At 62.3% G+C, this 18,540-nt stretch carries 13 protein-coding genes; 5 read left to right on the plus strand and 8 right to left on the minus strand.

Annotated features, from left to right (window positions below):
• The first annotated feature begins 93 nt into the window (after positions 1-93).
• Positions 94-1,158: a uroporphyrinogen decarboxylase gene (gene hemE, locus AA098_RS01615; protein ID WP_003249158.1), complete on the plus strand. Its 1,065-nt coding sequence runs from the start codon at positions 94-96 to the stop codon at positions 1,156-1,158.
• A gap of 118 nt (positions 1,159-1,276) precedes the next feature.
• Positions 1,277-1,624 carry a YgiW/YdeI family stress tolerance OB fold protein gene (locus tag AA098_RS01620; protein WP_064613757.1) on the plus strand — a complete coding sequence of 116 codons (348 nt, stop codon included), beginning with the start codon at positions 1,277-1,279 and terminating at the stop codon, positions 1,622-1,624.
• Between the two features lie 67 nt (positions 1,625-1,691).
• On the opposite strand, the gene AA098_RS01625 is transcribed toward AA098_RS01620, so the two are convergent.
• The gene (locus AA098_RS01625) at positions 1,692-2,879 is read right to left on the minus strand and encodes an MFS transporter (protein ID WP_227743112.1); all 1,188 of its coding nucleotides are present in this window, start codon (positions 2,877-2,879) and stop codon (positions 1,692-1,694) included.
• 166 nt (positions 2,880-3,045) lie between these two features.
• Between AA098_RS01625 and AA098_RS01630 the strand changes: the two genes are divergently transcribed.
• Positions 3,046-3,945 carry a LysR family transcriptional regulator gene (locus AA098_RS01630; RefSeq protein WP_003249165.1) on the plus strand — a complete coding sequence of 300 codons (900 nt, stop codon included), beginning with the start codon at positions 3,046-3,048 and terminating at the stop codon, positions 3,943-3,945.
• 77 nt (positions 3,946-4,022) lie between these two features.
• The gene (locus AA098_RS01635; RefSeq protein WP_003249168.1) at positions 4,023-4,796 is read left to right on the plus strand and encodes a ParA family protein; all 774 of its coding nucleotides are present in this window, start codon (positions 4,023-4,025) and stop codon (positions 4,794-4,796) included.
• On the opposite strand, the gene trxC is transcribed toward AA098_RS01635, so the two are convergent.
• The 4 genes from trxC to AA098_RS01655 all read right to left on the minus strand — a co-directional run bounded on the left by trxC (position 4,793) and on the right by AA098_RS01655 (position 12,052).
• Positions 4,793-5,227 carry a thioredoxin TrxC gene (gene trxC, locus AA098_RS01640; RefSeq protein ID WP_064613758.1) on the minus strand — a complete coding sequence of 145 codons (435 nt, stop codon included), beginning with the start codon at positions 5,225-5,227 and terminating at the stop codon, positions 4,793-4,795. The two genes, AA098_RS01635 and trxC, sit on opposite strands and share 4 nt — an antisense overlap.
• Positions 5,228-5,342: 115 nt before the next feature.
• Entirely contained in the window at positions 5,343-6,803 is a 1,461-nt protein-coding gene (selO, locus tag AA098_RS01645; protein ID WP_064613759.1) for a protein adenylyltransferase SelO, read from the minus strand.
• A 162-nt stretch (positions 6,804-6,965) separates the two neighbouring features.
• Positions 6,966-10,274 carry a mechanosensitive channel MscK gene (gene mscK / locus AA098_RS01650; protein WP_060544915.1) on the minus strand — a complete coding sequence of 1,103 codons (3,309 nt, stop codon included), beginning with the start codon at positions 10,272-10,274 and terminating at the stop codon, positions 6,966-6,968.
• A gap of 35 nt (positions 10,275-10,309) precedes the next feature.
• On the minus strand, positions 10,310-12,052 hold the full coding sequence (locus tag AA098_RS01655; RefSeq protein WP_003249176.1) for a potassium/proton antiporter: 1,743 nt from the start codon (positions 12,050-12,052) through the stop codon (positions 10,310-10,312).
• A gap of 177 nt (positions 12,053-12,229) precedes the next feature.
• On the opposite strand from AA098_RS01655, the gene AA098_RS01660 reads away from it, so the two are divergent.
• On the plus strand, positions 12,230-14,380 hold the full coding sequence (locus AA098_RS01660) for a dermonecrotic toxin domain-containing protein (RefSeq protein ID WP_064613760.1): 2,151 nt from the start codon (positions 12,230-12,232) through the stop codon (positions 14,378-14,380).
• 42 nt (positions 14,381-14,422) lie between these two features.
• Here the strand turns inward: AA098_RS01660 and betA are convergent, their stop codons facing one another.
• From betA to betI, 3 genes are all read right to left on the minus strand, one after another.
• Positions 14,423-16,120: a choline dehydrogenase gene (betA, locus tag AA098_RS01665; RefSeq protein ID WP_047603594.1), complete on the minus strand. Its 1,698-nt coding sequence runs from the start codon at positions 16,118-16,120 to the stop codon at positions 14,423-14,425.
• Between the two features lie 77 nt (positions 16,121-16,197).
• Entirely contained in the window at positions 16,198-17,670 is a 1,473-nt protein-coding gene (gene betB, locus AA098_RS01670; protein WP_003249182.1) for a betaine-aldehyde dehydrogenase, read from the minus strand.
• A gap of 39 nt (positions 17,671-17,709) precedes the next feature.
• Positions 17,710-18,366: a transcriptional regulator BetI gene (betI, locus tag AA098_RS01675; RefSeq protein ID WP_003249185.1), complete on the minus strand. Its 657-nt coding sequence runs from the start codon at positions 18,364-18,366 to the stop codon at positions 17,710-17,712.
• Between the last annotated feature and the right edge of the window lie 174 nt (positions 18,367-18,540).

The raw sequence follows: 18,540 nt of genomic DNA on the forward strand, positions 1-18,540 counted from the left end.
CTGTGGCATCCAATAGACAAAACACATGGTCATGGCCGTGCCTTTTGCGCTGGTGTCTGAGAAAATGCCCGCACTATTTTTCCGGATGCCGACATGACTGCCCTGAAGAACGATCGTTTCCTGCGTGCACTGCTCAAGCAACCCGTAGACGTCACCCCGGTGTGGATGATGCGCCAGGCCGGCCGCTACCTGCCGGAGTACCGCGCCAGCCGCGCCAAGGCCGGTGACTTCATGAGCCTGTGCATGAACCCGCAGTTCGCCTGCGAGGTCACCCTGCAGCCGCTGGACCGCTACCCGCTGGACGCAGCGATCCTGTTCTCGGACATCCTTACCATTCCCGATGCCATGGGCCTGGGCCTGTACTTCGAAACCGGCGAAGGCCCGCGTTTCAAGAAGGTCATCAGCACCCCCGCTGACATCGAAGCGCTGCCAGTCCCGGACCCACAGAAAGACCTCGGCTACGTGATGGACGCGGTCAGCACCATTCGCCGTGAGCTCAATGGCCGTGTGCCGTTGATCGGCTTCTCCGGCAGCCCGTGGACCCTGGCCACCTACATGGTCGAAGGCGGCTCGTCGAAGGACTTCCGCAAGACCAAGGCCATGGCCTACGACAATCCGCAAGCCCTGCACCTGCTGCTGGACAAGCTGGCCCAGTCGGTCACCAGCTACCTTAACGGCCAGATCCTGGCCGGCGCCCAGGCTGTGCAGATCTTCGACACCTGGGGCGGCAACCTGTCGGCGGCGGCCTACCAGGAGTTCTCACTGGCCTACATGCGCAAGATCGTCAGCGGCCTGATCCGCGAGCACGAGGGGCGCAAGGTGCCGGTGATCCTGTTCACCAAGAATGGTGGTTTGTGGCTGGAAAGCATCGCCGACGCAGGTGCCGACGCACTGGGCCTGGACTGGACCTGCGAGATCGGCGACGCCCGCCGCCGCGTGGGTGACAAAGTAGCCTTGCAAGGCAACATGGATCCGACCGTGCTGTACGCCAAGCCCGAGGCCATTCGCAAGGAAGTGGCGCGCATCCTGGCCAGCTATGGCCACGGCACTGGCCATGTGTTCAACCTGGGCCACGGCATTACCCCGGAAGTCGACCCGGAGCATGCCGGCGTATTCATCAATGCCGTTCACGAGCTGTCGGCGCAGTATCACCAGTGAGGTGACACGCGGAAACCATAAGCCCGGTCATGTGCCGGGCTTTTATTTTGCATTAAGTTTTAATTCAGCGATCGTCGTTAATCTGGTCCCATCGAAACCGAAACAGGACCCGATCCTCATGAAAATCCGTTATCTTGCCCTCATCCTCGCCCCCTTGTTCAGCGCTGGCGCATTTGCCGCTGGCTACACCGGCCCTGGCGCCCAGTCGGTAACCACGGTTGCCGCCGCGAACGACGCCGCCGATGACACCCCCGTCATGCTGCAGGGCTTCGTGACCAAGAAGATCAACAACGACGACAAGTACGAGTTCAAGGACAACACCGGCACCATCACTGTCGAGATCGACGATGAGGACCTGCCGCCGACGCCGTTCAACGACAAGACCAAGGTGAAGCTGACCGGTGAGGTGGAAAAGCACCTGATGAGCCGGGAAGTGGATGTGGATATTGTCGAGATCATCAACTGATCTGATGGACTCTTCGTGGTCACGCCCGCTCCCACAGGTTGTGGGTGCAGGCGTGCCCACGAATGCCTCACACCGTTTTGGGTGGTAACTTGCTCAGGTGCAATGCCACCAGCAATGCCACCGCCAGCAAGCTGCCAATGAACAGCCCGATCCCGTTCCAGCCCCACTGGTGCCAGAACACCCCGCCCGCCGTACCGGCCACGCTGGAGCCAGCGTAGTAGCAGAACAGGTACAGCGACGACGCCTGCCCCTTGGCCTTCAGCGCCCGGCGGCCGATCCAGCTGCTGGCCACCGAGTGCGCACCAAAGAAGCCGAAGGTGAACACCAGCATGCCCACGATCACCATCACCAGCGGACTGGCCAGTGTCATCAGCAAGCCACCCGCCATTACCACGATACTGGCCCAGAACACCTTGCGCCGGCCCAGTTTGTCCGCCAGCGCGCCGACCTGTGCCGAACTGTAGATACCCGACAGGTAAACCACCGACAGCAAGCCGACCAGCGCCTGGTTCATGTGGTAGGGCTCGGCCAGCAGGCGGTAGCCGATGTAGTTGAACAGGGTGACGAAGGCGCCCATCAGCAAGAAGGCTTCAAGAAACAGCCAGGGCAGGCCTGCATCTTTGAAGTGCATGACAAAACCGTCCAGCAGGCTGCGTGGGTTCATCGTCTGTGCGCGGAAATTGCGTGATTCCGGCAGCACCTTCCAGAACACCAGCGCGGCCACCAGGGCCAGGCCGCCAATGGTCAGCATCGCCGTGTGCCAGCTGACGAAGTCGATCAGTACGCCAGTGATGAGCCGCCCGCTCATGCCGCCAATCGCGTTGCCGCCGATGTACAGGCCCATGGCCAGGCCAATGTGTTGCGGGTGAATCTCTTCGCTCAGGTAGGTCATCGCCACTGCCGCCAGGCCGCTCAGCGACAGGCCGACCAAGGCGCGGGTGGCCAGTACCAGCTCCCAGCTGGGCATCACTGCGCTGGCCAAGGTGGACAGGGCGGCGCAGACCAGCGCGAACACCATCACGGGTTTGCGCCCGATGCGGTCAGAAATGGGGCCGGTGATCAGCAGGCCGAACGCCAGCATGGCGGTGGACACCGACAGCACCAGGCTGCTCTGCGCCGCGTTGATGGAAAACTCGTTGGATAGCAGAGGCATCATTGGCTGTACGCAGTACAGCAAGGCGAAGGTGGCGAAACCGCCGCTGAACAAGGCCAGCACGGTTTTCATGAAAGCGGGTGTGCCTTTTTCGATCCACATTTCGGTCAGGATGGCAGGTTGTGGCTCAAGGAGGAGGGGGGCTACTGCAGTTTTCACGGGCGGGTACCTCTGGCGCAATGAAAAAAAGCATATAGCTGGCTAACGATTAGATCCAATATATTGTTCGACCTATTTGAGATGTTTGGCGACTTGTTTGGAGCGGATCATGGAATTGCGTCATCTGCGTTACTTCATTGCTGTGGCCGAAGAGCTGCACTTTGGCCGCGCCGCCCAGCAGCTGGGTATTTCCCAGCCGCCCTTGAGTCAGCAGATCCAGGCTCTGGAGCAGGAGTTGGGGGCCCGGTTGTTCGACCGTACCAATCGTCGTGTCGAACTGAGCGAGGCCGGGCGATTGTTCCTCGAGGAAGCGCGCCAGGTATTGGCGCAGGTGGAGAAGGCCGCGGATGTAGCCCGGCGTGCGCAGTTGGGCGAGCTGGGCGAGATGAAAATCGGTTTCACTTCCTCGGCCCCGTTCACCTCGAAAATCCCCAAGGCGATTCATGCTTTCCGTCAGCGCTTTCCGGCGGTGCACCTGAACCTCAAGGAAATGAGCAGCCGTGATGTTGCCGAAGGGGTATTCGACGAGTCCATCGAGGTGGGGTTGATGCGGCCGATGCCGCTGCCGGAGGGGTTGGTGGCCACCGAGTTGTTCCGAGAACCGTTGGTGGCGGTGATCAATGCTTCGCATCCGCTGGCTGAGGGCACTGAGCAAGGCGTCTACATGGCGGCGTTGGCCCCTGAGCCCTTCGTGTTCTTTCCGCGCAGTTATGGCAGCGGCTTGCATGCACAATTGCTGAGCCTGGCGCGGCATGCGGGTTTCAGCCCCCATTTTGCGCAAGAGGCAGGGGAAGCGATGACCATCATCGGCCTGGTCTCGGCGGGGCTGGGGGTGTCGGTGCTGCCGGCGTCGTTCCAGCGCATGCGTATAGAAGGGGTGGTGTACCGCACCTTGCTCGATGAAGAGGCGATGTCGGCGGTGTGGCTGGTGCAGCGTGAGCGCGGCCATTCGGTCATGGCCAAGGCATTTGCCGAGTTGTTGACAGGGCAGGTGGTCGGTCAGGCGTGATGCCGGGGCAATTGGCACTGGTCATTGCCCCACTGCCGCCACATACTCGGGCATTCGTTGATACACGGAGGTCAATCATGCGGCGCGTGGTGTTCAATCAGAAAGGTGGCGTGGGCAAGTCGAGCATTGCCTGCAACCTGGCGGCGGTCAGTGCCAATGAAGGCTACCGGACCTTGTTGATCGACCTGGATGCCCAGGCGAACTCGACCCAATACCTCACCGGCCTGACCGGCGAGGACATCCCCATGGGCATCGCCGACTTCTTCAAGCAAAGCCTTTCCAGCGGGCCGTTCAGCAAGAAGAACAAGGTCGATATCTACGAAACCCCATTCGACAACCTGCATGTGGTCACCGCCACTGCCGAGCTGGCCGACCTGCAGCCAAAGCTGGAGGCAAAACACAAGATCAACAAGCTGCGCAAGTTGCTCGACGAGCTGGACGAGGATTACGAGCGTATTTACATCGATACCCCGCCGGCGCTTAATTTCTATGCGGTTTCTGCGCTGATCGCTGCCGATCGCGTGCTGATTCCCTTCGACTGCGACAGCTTTTCGCGCCAGGCCCTGTATGGCCTGCTGGCCGAGATCGAAGACCTCAAGGAAGACCACAACGAAGACCTGGTGGTCGAAGGCATCGTGGTCAACCAGTTCCAGTCACGTGCCAGCCTGCCACAGCAGATGCTCGACGAGCTGTTGGCCGAAGGGTTACCGGTGCTGCCGGTGTACTTGGGCAGCTCGGTGAAAATGCGCGAATCGCACCACGCCAGCCTGCCGCTGATTCACCTGGAGCCGCGGCACAAGCTGACTCTGCAGTTTGTCGAGCTGCATTCGCTGCTTGAGGAGAATGCTTAAACCCCGTGGTTACGCAGCCACTCCAGCAGGGACTGGAGTGGAAACGCCCCGGTCTGCCGGCTGACTTCGCGGCCGTTCTTGAACAGCAGCAGGCTGGGGATCGAGCGTATGCCCAGTTGCCCAGCGAGGTTACGGTTGGCTTCGCTGTCGAGCTTGGCCAGGCGGCAGCGGCCTGCAAGCTTCCGGGCGGCCTCTTCGAAGGTGGGGGCAAATGACTTGCACGGGCCGCACCAGTCGGCCCAGATGTCGACCAGCAGCGGCAGGTCGCCTTTGATCTGGCTGGCATAGCTGGCTTCGGTGAGCTCGAAAGGGGTGCTCAACAGCACGTCCTGTTTGCAGCGACCGCATTTCGGCGCATCGCCCAGGCGCTCGGCGGGCAGGCGGTTGAGGCCGTTGCAGTGGGGGCAGGGGATTACCAGTGGGTCGGTCATTTCATCTCCAGTAGGTCTATCGCGGTTCCCTGTAGGAGCGGGTTCACCCGCGAAGAATGCGACGCGGTGCATGGCACCGGCTTCGCCGGTAAAACCGCTCAGGATTCGGCGCTAATCAGGAAGAGCAGCTGATTTCCAGGTGCTTGCCCCACTCCGGCGGTCGCTCGGCGTAGGCCTGCATCCCGGGCTGTTCCTCGAACGGCCTGGTCAGGACTTGGTGCAGCCGTCGAACTTCACTGTAATCCCCCGCCTCGGCCGCTTCGATGGCTTTCTGCGCCAGGTAGTTGCGCAGCACGTACAGCGGGTTTACCGCATGCATCCGCTCACGGCGGCCTTCGGCATTGCCGGGTTCACGCCCACAGCGGGCCAGGTAGTCTGCGCCCCAGGCATCGAAGCCGGCCAGGTCGATAAAGTCATCGCGCGCCACCTTCAGCGCCTCGGCCACCGGCTGCTCACCCAGTTTGCGGAAGAACAGGCTGTAGTCCACGCCACCGCGTTGCATGCACTGCAGCAGGCGCTCGACCAGCGCCATGTCATCATCTTCGGCGGTGGTCAGCCCCAGGCGCCGGCGCATCAGGTCCAGGTAATGGGCCTGGTACAGCGGCAGGAACAGGCCCAACGCTTCCTTCAGTGGCTCAACTTCGATCACGGTGGTCAGTGCCTGGGCCAGCGCGCTGAGGTTCCAGTGGGCGATGGGCACTTGGTTGGCGTAGCTGTAGCGGCCTCGATCGTCGGAGTGGTTGCAGATGAAGTTGGCGTCGAAGTCATCCAGGAACGCATAGGGGCCAAAATCGAAGGTGATGCCGAGGATCGACATGTTATCGGTGTTCATCACGCCGTGGCAGAAGCCATACGCCTGCCAGCGGGCGATCAGTTCGGCATTGCGCTCGACGATGGTGCGGAACATGGCCAGGTAAGGCTGCTCGGCGTCACGGCATTCGGGATAGTGCTGTTCCAGCACATGGTCGATCAACACGCGCTGCTGCTCGGGCTGCTTGGTGTAGTAGAAGTACTCGAAATGACCGAAACGCACATGGCTCTGCGCCAGGCGCGTCAGCATGGCCGCGCTTTCACGGGTTTCGCGCCACACCGGGGTGCTGGAACCGATCACGCACAGTGCCCGGCTGGTAGCGATACCCAGGGCGTGCAGGGCTTCGGAGGCGAGGAACTCGCGAATCGACGAGCGCAGCACGGCGCGGCCGTCACCCATGCGGGAGTAGGGTGTCTGGCCGGCGCCCTTGAGGTGCAGGTCCCAGTGTTCGCCTGCGTCGTTGAGCACTTCGGCCAGTAGCAGGCCACGGCCGTCGCCCAGACGTGGGTTGTACGAGCCGAACTGGTGGCCGGAATAAACCATCGCCCGAGGGTCGGCCTCTTCCCACAGTTTGTGGCCGCTGAACAGTTCGGCGAACACCGGCAGCTCGGCCTGGGCGGGGTCGAGGTCGAGCAAGGCCATGGCCGACTCGCTCGCTACCACCAGGCGCGGGTCTGCAATGGGCTCGGGCAGCACCTGGGTGGAGAACGCATCGCCCAGGCGGGCGAAGCGGTTGTCGAAGGTGAGTTGGTCGAGGGCTTTCACGGGACTGCTCCTTGGAATCGGTGCCAATGGGGCCGCTTGGCGGCCTTTCGCGGGTGAACCCGCCCCCACAGCGGCCAGCGCCCGATGTAGGAGCGGGTTTACCCGCGAACGAGGGCGAAGCCCTCGTAGCCATTTTGCACACAATAAAGTATTCGAGCCTATTCAGGCCGAAGCAGTGCCATCCGATTTCGGCTGTTCCATCGGAATCAATTGCTGTTTGCTGCCCTTGGCGTCCATCAGGAATACCTCTACCTGGCGTACCGAGATCTTGATGTTGTGGGCCTTGAACTCGCGGTTGATGTAGCGGTTGATCTCGTCCAGCGTCGGGTTGCGGTCGCCCAGGTCACGCACGTGCATGCGCAGTTCGTGGTCCAGCGAGCTCTCGCCGAAGTTGAGGAAGTACACGATCGGTTCCGGATCCTTGAGCACGCGTGGGTTCTCATGCGCGCCCTTGAGCAGCAGGTCGCGCACCAGGTCGAGGTCTGAGCCATAGTCGATGCCCAGCTTCAGCGTCACCCGGGTGACCGTATCGGTCAGCGACCAGTTGATCAGTTGGCCAGTGATGAAGGTCTTGTTGGGGACGATGATGTCCTTGCGGTCGAAGTCGGTGATGGTGGTGGCACGGATGCGGATCTTGCTTACCGTGCCCGACAGGTTGCCGATGGTGATGGTGTCGCCAATCCGTACCGGGCGCTCGAACAGGATCATGATGCCGGAGATGAAGTTGGCGAAGATTTCCTGCATGCCGAAGCCCAGCCCTACTGACAGCGCAGCCACCAGCCATTGCAGCTTGTCCCAGCTCACCCCCAGGGTCGACAGGGTGCTGACGATGCCGATGCCGACGATGGTGTACGACAACAGCGTGGTGGTGGCGTAGGCACTGCCCTGGGCCAGGTTCAGGCGAGACAGCACCAGTACTTCCAGCAAGCCTGGCAAGTTGCCGGCCAGGGCGAAAGTGATGCCGACGATCACCAGCGCGCCGAGCAGGTCGCCGAGGCTGATCGGTACCATGCTGGCGGCGGCGCCGGTGCCGCTGGTGTATTCGTAGAGGACGAAATTGTTGAGGTAGGCGAACACCGAGATCAGGTCGGCCCATACCCAGTACAGGCCGGCGATGAAGCCGCCGAGCAGGGCCAGGCGGATCAGGCGCAGCGACTGCTGGTTGACCTGTTCGATATCCAGCGTTGGCTCTTCGGTGATGACTTCGCCATCCAGCCCTTCCTTGGCTGCCGCACGCTTGGTCAACGCACGCTGGTAGGCCAGGCGTCGTGCAGCCACCGACAGGCCGCGCACGAAGGCGGCCTCGATCACCAGCCAGAACAGCAGCAGGTACAGGGTGTAGATGAGTCGGTCGGTAAGCTTCAGTGCCGTGTAGTAGTAGCCGAAGCACACGGCGACGAACAGGGCGATGGGCAGGGCGGTGAACGCTACCCCCACCGCCCTGCGGAACAGCGAGGTGTCACGGTGTGCCGGGCTGCTGAGCAGCAGGCGGCTGAGCAGCCAGGCCATCAGCGCATAGCAGGTCAGCACCACGCCGATGCCCAACACGTCGTCTGCCAATGCCGAAGGCTGGTGCTCGGCCACCGCCACCACGCCGACCAGTGCCAGCACCACGGTGCCCAGGCGGCGAACCCAGCCGCGCAGGAACTCGACCTGCGGTTTGTGCCAGCGGAAGTGGACTTCCGCCACGCCACCGGGTGCGAGGATACGGTAGGCGGTATAGAACACCAGCCAGGCCTGGGCCAGCTGCCAGAGTGCGGCGCCCAGGTTGGCATTCTGCCCGCGGGCGTCGATCTGCAGGGCGTAGCTGCACAGCGCCAGACCAAGGCTGACCGGCATCGCCAGCAGAATGTTGATTAGGATTGCCTGGGGCGTGTGCCATTGGCTGTCACGGCGGAAGTGGCCGATATCCTGGTGCACTTTGCCTAATCGTTGGTAAAGGTATTTGCGCCGCCACAACAGCGCGCCGATCACCAACAGCAGCGGCAGGAACAGCAACGGGCGCTGGCTCAGGCCATCGGCCAGCTCTTTCAGGCTGGAGCCCCACGGCAGGTTGGCGACCTGGTCGGCCAGGCGCTCCGGCACGTATTGCAGCCAGTCCCAGTCCAGCGGCTTGTTGCTGGGGATCCAGAACATTTGCTCGTCGAGGGTGGTGCGCAGGCTCTGCGCGGTGCCCAGTAGCTGCTTCTGGTTGAGCTGCAGGGTGATCGATTCGTTGAGCAGCGCCGACAGCTCGCGGTTCAGCCGCTCCAACAGGTCGCTGCGGGTGATGGCCACTTCCAGCAGGGCCTTGCGCAGCTGCGGGGTCACATCTTCCTGCGGTTGCGCCGCCAGCAGCTTGTCGACGTAGGTGACCGGGCTGCTCATCTGCTCGCGCTGCTGGTTGACTTCGAACTGGTACAGGCGGGTGTCGGCGATCTGGTCGGCCAGGTCGCGGTCGACCTTCAGGTGCGGCAGGGTCTGCTTCTGCTTGTAGAGAATCTTCGACAGCAGCAGGCTTCCCTTGAGCACGTTGATCTGCTCGTCAAGCGCCTGGTCGGCCTGGGTCAGGCTGTCGAGTTGCTGCTTGGTGCGCAGGTTCTGCTGGGTCAGTTCGTTAAGGCGGTCGGTGCTCTTGAGCAGGTAGTCGGAAAGCTTGAGGTTGATCGCGCTTTCAGTGGCCAGCAGGCTGCTGCCGCCGGCCTTCTGAGCCTCAATCGACTGCTGGGTGACGGCTTCCTGGGACTGGGCCAGGCGTTTGGCGTTGATCAGCGTCTGCAGGTCCTGGATTTCCTGCTCCAGGCGCGCAGCGCGCTCGACCAGCAGGTCGTGACGCGCATTGCCGAGGTCTTGCAGCAGGCTGTTGCCGGCCAGTTCCTGGCGGCGCAGCAGGGTCAGCGCGTTGAGCGAGGCCAACTCGGCGTTGAGCTGATTGCGCTGGTCGGCATTGATGGCTTTGCCACCGTCCTTGCCGGTTTTGAGTATGTTGTTGATCTGCTGGGTGCGGGTCTGGCTGCTGCTGATCTCCGCCTGGGCACGCTCGGGGCGGGTTTGCGAGTTGATGATCAGGCTGTTGGCTTCAGACAACGCCTTTTGCAGCTCGCCCTGCAGCGTGTTGCGTTCGCTGAGCATCTGTTCAAGCTGTGGCACGGTGAGGTTGGCGTAGCGCTGTGCCACCGGTTGTGCCCTGGTTTCCTTGAGCCTGGCCAACTCCTTCTGGCTGTCGCTGGTCTCCTTGGGGGCACTGCTCAGCTGCTGCTTGAGTGCAGCCAGTTTCTTTTCGTTGTCTTCCTTGGCAGCAAGCAGGCTCAACGTTTGTTCGAGCACCTGCTGCAGCGCCTTCTGGTCTGCCTCGGGCAGCTTGCGCTCGGCGATCTTGTCGAGGCTGTTCTGGATACTGGCGGTGGTCGGGGCTTCTGCCGCGCTAGCGGCAAAAGAAAGGGACAAGCACAACCCGAGCAGGGCTGTGCGAAGGTACACGCGCAGGGACATAGGCAGACTACTTGTGGATCCGGCTGAAACGAAGTTTAGAGGAACAATCCTGGTCCGGGTCGCGTTCCTTCGGGGAATCTGACGCCTACTTTCTGGATCTTGTTCCCGTCCATGGTCGCCACGGTCCAGATCGTGCCATGCCATTCGACCTGGTCCCCCACTACTGGAGCGCCTCCGACCTTCTGTCGGATGAACTGCGCCAGCGGCATTTTCGCGTCGAGGCCATCGAGCTTCAGGCCATACAACGCTGCCACCGCCCCCAGTTCGGCATCGCCTTCGAGCACGAAGTCGCCGAAGAAACGCAGGTCCAGGCCACGCTGTGGCGCTTGGCTGAACAATTTGCCGAGGGCCGGCAGGTTGTGCTCGTGGCCGATCACGCAGAGCATGTCGCCCACTTCCAGCACGGTGCTGCCCGACGGGTGCAGCAGTTGCTCGCCACGGAACAGCGCGGCAATCCGTGTGCCTTCGGGCATTTTCAGCTCGCGCAGGGCGGCACCGATGCACCACTTTTCGGCGCCCAGGCGGTAGACGAACATTTCCCACTCGCTGGTGATGTGCACTTCCAGGGCGGAGCGGGAAATCGGCGCCGGGTCTGGCGGTACGGTCACTTTCAGCAGCTTGGCCATCCACGGCAGGCTGGTGCCCTGCACCAGCAGTGACACCAGCACGATGAAGAACGCCAGGTTGAAGAACAGCTGGGCGTCTGGCAGGCCCGCCATCAGCGGGAACACCGCCAGAATGATCGGTACCGCGCCGCGCAGGCCGACCCACGAAATGAAGCCCTTTTCGCGGCCGTGAAAAGCCTTGAACGGCAGCAGGGCCGCGACCACCGACAGTGGCCGCGCCACCAGGATCATCCACAGCGCCAGGCCCAGTGCCGGCAGGGCGATGGGCAGCAGGTCGTGCGGCGTGACCAGCAACCCCAGCACCAGGAACATGCCGATCTGCGCCAGCCAGGCCATGCCGTCGAGCATGTGCAGGATGCCGTGGCGGCTGCGGATAGGCTTGTTGCCCAGCACCAGGCCGCACAGGTAAACGGCGAGGAAGCCGCTACCATGCAGGGCGTTGGTCAGCGAGAACACCACCAGGCCGCCGGCCACTACCAGAATGGGGTAAAGGCCGCCGGCCAGGTTGATGCGGTTGACCAGTTGCAGCATCAGCCAGCCACCGCCCAAGCCCAGCAGCCCGCCGATACCGAACTCACGCAACAAGTGGCCCAGCAGGCCCCAGTGCAGCCCGGTCTGGCCGCTGGCAATCATGTCGATCAAGGTGACAGTGAGGAACACCGCCATCGGGTCGTTGCTGCCCGACTCGATCTCGAGGGTAGCCGTAACCCGCTCGTTCAGGCCTTTGCCGCCGAGCAGCGAGAACACTGCAGCGGCGTCGGTGGAGCCGACGATCGCACCGATCAGCAAGCCCTGAATCAGGCTCAGGTTGAACAGCCAGGCGGCAACCAGGCCGGTGAGGGCGGTGGTGATCATCACCCCGACCGTGGCCAGCGACAGCGCCGGCCACAGCGCCACGCGGAAGCTTGCCACCCGCGTACGCAGGCCACCGTCAAGCAGGATGACGGCCAGTGCCAGGTTGCCCACCAGGTAGGCGGTTGGGTAATTGTTGAAGATGATGCCGCCACCATCGACACCGGCGACCATGCCGACGGCGAGGATGATGACCAGAATAGGGATGCCCAGGCGCGACGATAGCGAGCTGACCAGGATACTTGCACCCACCAGCAATGCGCCGATCAGGAACAGGCTGTTGATGGTGCTTGCATCCAAAGGCAGGTACTCCGAGACAGCGGGGAAGGGACGTGGTAGCGCATTTTCCAGCAAAAGCTAGCAGGTCGCGTGCCAATCGATTCTAACCTGAGGCCGACGCAGGCTGTAAAGCGATACCGCATCGTCGCTGCGGCTTGCGGCTGTAATGGTTTGCCCACTGTCAGGCAGCCAAGTGACATGAATGTCAAAGAAACCATTTCTCTCGCCCAGGTGGCCCAGCGCCTGCTCGGGCAATTTCCTGATTTGCACAGTTTGGCGCGCCAGGCGGCGGGCCATGTGCTTCGCCGCCAACTGGGGTACTGGCTGGATCCGGACGGGCTCTATTGGCACGAGTTCCAGTCGGCGGCCAGCAGTTCGTTGAGCTTCACCGGCTGGCGCCACAGTGGGCCGCCACGACGCTCTTTGAGCCTTACCGAACTGGTCATCCAGCGATTTAGCCCGCAGCAGCAGGCCAGTGCTGACGAGTTGAGTATTTATGGTGGCTTCTACCGGGTGGATGCCAGCCACGCAGTTTACGACGAACGCAACGAAGTGCGGCTCGACCCTCAGCAAGTACTGACGGCGTTCTGGCGGTTGGACTTTGCAGGGCGCTACACCGAGGCGCTGGGCACGTTTCGAGCACGGCATGGCGAAGACTACTGTGTGCTGGCCCGTGCCCGCTTCATGGCTGCTGTGGGCCAATCTGGGTTGAGCGAACATGAGCGCCAGGAGCTAATGGGGGTGACGCTCGCTGCACCCGCACTGCCGACTACCGTAAAAGCCTTGCGACTCGCCCGGCAAGCGAGTGCTCAATCTGGGTGGAACGCGCTTGTCATCGGCGGTATCAGCGCCAAGCTGATGTTCTTGCGCAAGCTGAAGACTGGCAGGTTGTGCCTCTACCTTGCCGATGTTCAGGCTGTGGTGCAGGTGTTCGACGATCGTCATGCGTTTCAGGAGTGGATGGCTGACCAGGCCGCCACGACGGTGGGGCGAGAGCGGCTGGTCAGGCTGTTCGTCGGGGACGGGGTACTGGCGCAGTCGCTACGCCCGCGACTACGCAATTACTTCAAGTTGCTCGCACAGTCGCGAGGTGACACCGCCATCTTGGGGCAGTCCATTGAAGGGGACCTGTTCGTTCGTCTACGTGATGCGGTGATGGATGATCTGACCCGCGACGCTCACGAACGGCTGACCACCAATGCCCAGCTGCGAAAGGCCGAGTGGCTGGCGGGCGTGCAAGCGGCGAGCTTCGTGATAGCACCGATGGCGCCGTTTGGCTGGCCAGTGATATTGGCATCGCTCGGTCTAGGCACCGCCAGCCTGGCGCTGCATCTGGACCGGGCAATCAATGGCAAGCAGGGCTGGCGCACAGCAGCATGGTGGTCAGTACTGACGGATATCCTGTTCATCCTGCTTGATATAGCCATGCTGCGAGCCAGCGAGCTGTTTACCGATGGTCACGTCCCCCCGCGGGTGGCTGGTCAGGCGCAAGCCTCTGCCGCCAAGGTCGACTGGGGGCTTTACATGGCCCCGGCGGCGGATGAATTGCTGGCGTTGTCGGATCAGGCGCTGGCCCGCCAGCAAGCTCTGTTGGGCGCGGTACCGTGGGCTGATCTCGATGCCTTGGGGCCCAATGGCGAGTATCTGGATGCCTTCAGTGAACCCTACCCCGTGTTTCGCGATGAGCACGGCTTTGGCTCGCCCGCCATTGCCGAGTACACCAGCTCGCCGGAGCGTTACAACAACCTGTGGCGGGGTATGCCGCTAGAGGGCACGCGCGCCGCGCATATCCAGCGCAGCCATGCGCTTTCTCACGCACTTGGGCAAATCGGCGTGACTAATCAAGTGAGGCTGTATCGGGCTGCCTCCAGCCTGCGGGGCACGGGTTTTCAGGCAGTTGGTGAGGGCGCCGTTGAAGTGGGTGACGTGCTGGTGACCACCGACTTCACGTCATTCACTGAAAACCCCTATGCCCTCTGGGAGGTTTTCAACGACCCGCAGGCTCAAATCAGTGGCAGGGATGTTTTTGATGAAAACGCGTTGGTTTATGTGTTGGAGCCGGGCGAGGATATGCAGGCGACGCCTATCGGGCCCTTCTCAAGGCGACCGGATGAGGCGGAGTCTTTGATGATGCCCGGGCGCTACCTGCAAGTGGAAAAGGTGACGGCCGTTCAAGGGCACAATTATCGCTTTACCGAGGTGTGCCTGAAGGCGCTGGCGCAGGCGCCAAGCGGGAAGGCAGTGCGTGATATGCGCACAGGCAAGCTGTTCGATCGCCAGGCACTGGCGATGCGGCTGGGCACGGAGGATGATTCGTTGATGCGCACATTCTTTGCGCTGCCCTCCTGAGCGCACGTGAAAGGGGCCGCTGAGCGGCCCCTGATCAAGGCCTCAGCCCTGCTTCACTTCACGCATCGGCTTGCCTTTCACTGGCGCATCGCCCGCCACGTAGTACTTGGCAGTGCTGCGCGGCAGTGGCTTGCGACCACGGATTTTGTCCGAAATCTTTTCGGCAATCATGATCGTGGTGGCATTGAGGTTGCCGGTGATGATCAGTGGCATGATCGACGCATCGACCACACGCAGGCCCTTCATGCCGTGCACGCGGCCTTCGCCATCGACCACTGCCATGTCGTCGGTACCCATCTTGCACGAGCAGGACGGGTGGAAGGCAGTTTCGGCGTGCTCGCGGATGAACTTGTCCAACTGCTCGTCGGTTTGCACGTCGGCGCCCGGGCTGATTTCGCGGCCACGGTACGGGTCCAGCGCCGGCTGGGCCATGATTTCACGGGTCAGGCGAATGCCGTCACGGAATTCCTGCCAGTCCTGCTCGGTGGACATGTAGTTGAACAGGATGCTCGGGTGCTGGCGCGGGTCTTTCGACTTGGCCTGGATGCGGCCACGGGCAGGCGAGCGCATGGAGCCCATGTGCGCCTGGAAGCCATGTTCCTTCACGCCATTGGAGCCGTTGTAGTTAATCGCAACCGGCAGGAAGTGGTACTGGATGTTCGGCCACTTGAACTCCGGGCGGGTACGAATGAAACCACCGGCCTCGAACTGGTTGCTGGCGCCGATGCCGGTGCCATTGAACAACCACTCGGCACCGATGGCCGGCTGGTTCCACCACAGCAGCGATGGGTACAGCGATACCGGCTGGGTGCAGGCGTACTGCAGGTACAGCTCCAGGTGGTCCTGAAGGTTTTCACCAACGCCCGGAAGGTCGTGCACAACCGGGATGTCGAGGCTTTCCAGCAGGGCGCGCGGGCCGACGCCGGAGCGCTGCAGCAGCTGCGGCGAAGCGATGGCGCCAGAGCTGACGATCACTTCCTTGCGGGCGCGGGCTTCAACGCGTTCTTCGCTGTCGCCGACCAGGTAGGTTACGCCTACGGCGCGCTTGCCGTCGAACAGCACGCGGTCGGTCAGGGCGTGGGTGACGATGGTCAGGTTCGGGCGTTTCTTGGCCTGGTCCAGGTAGCCACGGGCGGTGCTGGAGCGGCGGCCGTTCTTGGTCACCGAACGGTCCATCGGGCCGAAGCCTTCCTGTTGGTAGCCGTTGAGGTCTTCGGTACGCGGGTAACCGGCTTGCACACCTGCTTCAACCATGGCGTGGAACAGCGGGTTGTTGCCAGCCTTTGGCGTGGCCACACTGACCGGGCCGTCACCACCGTGGTAGTCGTTAGGGCCGATATCACGGGTTTCGGCTTTGCGGAAGTACGGCAGGCAGTCGAGGTAGGTCCAGTCGTCCAGGCCTGGCAGTTCTGCCCAGCCGTCGAAGTCCATGGCGTTGCCGCGGATGTAGCACATGCCGTTGATCAGCGACGAGCCACCCAGGCCCTTGCCACGGCCACATTCCATGCGGCGGCCGTCCATGTACGGCTCCGGGTCGGTCTCGTAGGCCCAGTTGTAGCGGCGGCCTTGCAGCGGGAAGGCCAGGGCGGCTGGCATCTGGGTGCGGAAGTCGAAGCGGTAGTCGGGACCACCGGCTTCCAGCAGCAATACGGTGACGCCGGCATCTTCGGTCAGGCGGGTCGCCAGGGTGTTACCGGCCGAGCCGGCACCGACGATGATGTAATCGAATTCTTGGGACATGAAAGTACCCTCGTGTTGGCGGTGATCGGGGAGCGGGTACGCCCGTGCGCGGTGGCACGGGCGGGGCTAGACAGGGTTTAGAAAACCGAGTTGTAGCCGCCCAGCTCGACCTGGACCGACTTGATGCGAGTGTATTGAGCCAGCGAGCTGACGCCGTTTTCACGGCCGACGCCCGACTGCTTGTAGCCACCTACCGGCATTTCGGCTGGCGATTCACCCCAGGCGTTGATCCAGCAGATACCGGCTTCGAGCTTGTGGATGATGCGGTGGGCGCGGGTGATGTCGTTGGTGCAGACGCCGGCGGCCAGGCCGTAGTCGGTGTCGTTGGCACGGCGGATCACTTCTTCTTCGGTTTCGTAGGTGAGGATGCTCATCACCGGGCCGAAGATCTCTTCCTTGACGATGGTCATGTCGTCGGTGCAGTCGGTGAACACGGTCGGCGCAACGAAGGCACCTTTGGCGAAGTCACCGGCAGTCAGGCGCTCGCCACCGCACAGCACGCGGGCACCTTCTTCCTTGCCCTTGGCGATGTAGCCCAGCACGCTTTCCATGTGCTGGAAGCTGACCAGCGGGCCGAAGTTGGTGTTTTCGTCTTCCGGGTTGCCAACGCGGATGCGGGCAACGCGCTCGGCGATCTTGGCTTCGAAGGCCGCCTTCATTTCAGCCGGGATGAACACGCGGGTGCCGTTGGTGCACACCTGGCCCGAGCTGTAGAAGTTGGCCATCATGGCGATATCAGCGGCCTTGTCCAGATCGGCGTCGGCACAGATGATCAGAGGCGACTTGCCGCCCAGTTCCATGGTCACTTCCTTCAGCGAAGAGCTGGAGGCGCTGGCCATGACTTTCTTGCCGGTGGTGGTGCCGCCGGTGAAAGACACTTTTTCGATGCGCGGGTGCTCGGTCAGCCAGGTGCCGACTTCGCGGCCGCTGCCGGTCAGAACGTTGAACACGCCGTTTGGCAGGCCGGCTTCGGTGTAGATCTCGGCCAGTTTCAGGGTGGTCAGCGAAGTGACTTCCGACGGTTTGAAGATCATCGCGTTGCCAGCGGCCAGGGCCGGGGCAGATTTCCACAGGGCGATCTGGATCGGGTAGTTCCAGGCACCGATACCCACGGTTACGCCCAGCGGCTCGCGGCGGGTGTAAACGAAGGACGATTCGCGCAGCGGGATCTGCTCGCCTTCGATGGCCGGTACCAGGCCTGCGTAGTATTCCAGGACGTCGGCGCCGGTGACGATGTCGACGTAGCGGGTTTCGGAGTACGACTTGCCGGTGTCCAGGGTTTCCAGCATGGCCAGCTCGTCGTTGCGCTCGCGCAGGATGTCGACGGCGCGGCGCAGGATGCGCGAACGCTGCATGGCAGTCATCGCAGCCCAGACTTTCTGGCCACGCTCGGCGCTTTCCACGGCCTTCTCGACGTCAGCCTCGGTAGCACGTTGCACGTGGGCGAGGACTTCGCCGGTGGCCGGGTTGATGGCCTCGAAAGTGGCATCGCTGCCAGCGTCGACGTAAGCGCCATCAATGTAGAGTTTTTGCGTTCCGAAACGGGCCATAGTGTCCTCGCAAGTGCAGTGTGTGGTTTGGCTTGCGCGTCACGCTCCTGCCGGGTTGGCAAGTGCCGTGCGCGCTTGTTCAGCGGCCTGGTCGTTGGTGCCCAGGGTGTGCTGCTTAGCCAGTTGTAGATCCATGTATTCGTAAGCAATCCGTATCGCCTGGTCGGTGTCGAATGCATCACCCGACAGGGCACCACGCAGCCACAAACCGTCGATCAGGGCTGCCAGGCCGCGGGCTGCCTTGCGCGCATGGTAAAGCGGCAGGGCGCGGCGGAACTGGCAGCACAGGTTGGAATACAAGCGGTGGTCGTTGATCCGCTGCAACCTGTGCAAATCGGGCTGGTGCATGCTGGAAGCCCAGAAGGCCAACCAGGTTTTCATTGCCGGGCCGTTTACCTGGCTGGCATCGAAGTTGCCCTCGATGATCACTTTCAGGTGAGCGCGCGGGCTGTCGTCTTTCAGGGCCTGGCGACGTGCTCTGACGCCTTCGTTGAGCATGCTCATGATGTAACCCATCGTCGCTGCGATCAGGCCGTTCTTGTCCCGAAAGTAGTGACTGATGATGCCGTTCGACACACCGGCCAAACGGGCAATCAGCGCAATGCTGGCGTCCCCCAGTCCGACCTGATCGACCGCCTGCAATGTGGCTTCGATCAACTGCTGGCGCCGGATGGGTTGCATACCGACCTTGGGCATCTTGCTATCTCCTCAGGCCTGCGAGCAGACGACAGGCGGCTGACTCGGCGAAGGCCAGTCTATTTTGTTTTGATTGAACGTTCAATCAATAAAGAATAAGCTCTGCGACAATTTGTGCCATTGACAGTTTTTCAGGCGGTCGAGACGGCACGGATTGACACCCCAGGAAATCGC

The sequence above is a fragment of the Pseudomonas sp. JY-Q genome (assembly GCF_001655295.1).
Classification (GTDB): domain Bacteria; phylum Pseudomonadota; class Gammaproteobacteria; order Pseudomonadales; family Pseudomonadaceae; genus Aquipseudomonas; species Aquipseudomonas alloputida.